1 protein-coding gene is annotated in these 1025 nt (G+C 50.0%); it reads right to left on the bottom strand.

Features of this window, described 5'->3' with window-relative positions; translation table 11 throughout:
• Nucleotides 1-1025: DNA gyrase subunit A (locus AOQ29_RS08155; protein ID WP_275936584.1), on the bottom strand; the 1025-nt coding region annotated here is incomplete at both ends.

Here is a 1025-nt window from a genome sequence, read left to right as displayed (position 1 = left end):
CATTCTTGGAAACCAAGAGGCGGACGTCTTCGTCAGGCACCGTTACCGCCGTATCAATCACCAATGACTCAATTTCATCTTCGATGACCGTCAAGCGCGGACTCGCATAGTCCTTGGTAATCGCTTGCAGTTCCGTCCGAATCACATCGTGCAAGGCGTCAACTTCGTTCAAAATCTTTTGCAGCTTGGCAATCTTTTCGGCCAATGCCTTGTGCTCGTCTTCCAACTGAGTCACATCGGTGTTGGTCAACCGGTACAACTGCAAGGTCACAATTGCTTCAGCCTGTTCCTTGGTAAAATCAAACTTTTCAACCAAGTTCTTGGTCGCATCCTTACGGTTCTTTGAAGACCGGATGGTGGCGACAACTTCATCCAAGATAGACAGCATCCGGATCAACCCTTCAACGATGTGTTGACGGGCCTGGGCCTTCTTCAAGTCGTAAGCTGATCGCTTCAAGACGACTTCCTTGCGGAAGTCCAAGAAGGCCTGGAGGCCATCCTTCAACGTCACTAAGACAGGACGCTGGTTATGGATAGCGACCATGTTGAAGTTATAAGAAATCTGCAAGTCAGTCTTCTTAAACAAGTAAGTCAAGATACCATTTGCTGAGGCGTCACGAGCCAATTCAATGACAATCGACATCCCCTCGCGGTCCGATTCATCACGGACTTCGGTAATGCCGGCGACGTCCTTGTTGGCGCGGATGGCATCAATCTTGGCGACCAAGGTTGATTTCACCACTTCATAAGGCAATTCGGTGATTTCAATCTTTTGTTTCCCACCCTTGAGGTCAGAAACGGTCGTCTTGGCCCGGACAGCAATCCGGCCGCGACCAGTCTTATAGGCCTGCTTGATGCCATCGAGTCCCTGGATAATGCCCCCAGTTGGGAAATCAGGGCCCTTAACATAGCGCATCAAGGCTGACAATGGGGCTTCGGGATGGTCCAGCAAATAAACTAAGGCCTGGTTGATTTCCTTCAAGTTATGCGGTGGAATATCCGTCGCATACCCGGCAGAAATTCCA

It is taken from the genome of Fructobacillus ficulneus (genome assembly GCF_001047075.2).
GTDB classification, from domain to species: Bacteria; Bacillota; Bacilli; order Lactobacillales; family Lactobacillaceae; genus Fructobacillus; species Fructobacillus ficulneus.
This window is presented reverse-complemented; position numbering and strand designations above follow the sequence as displayed.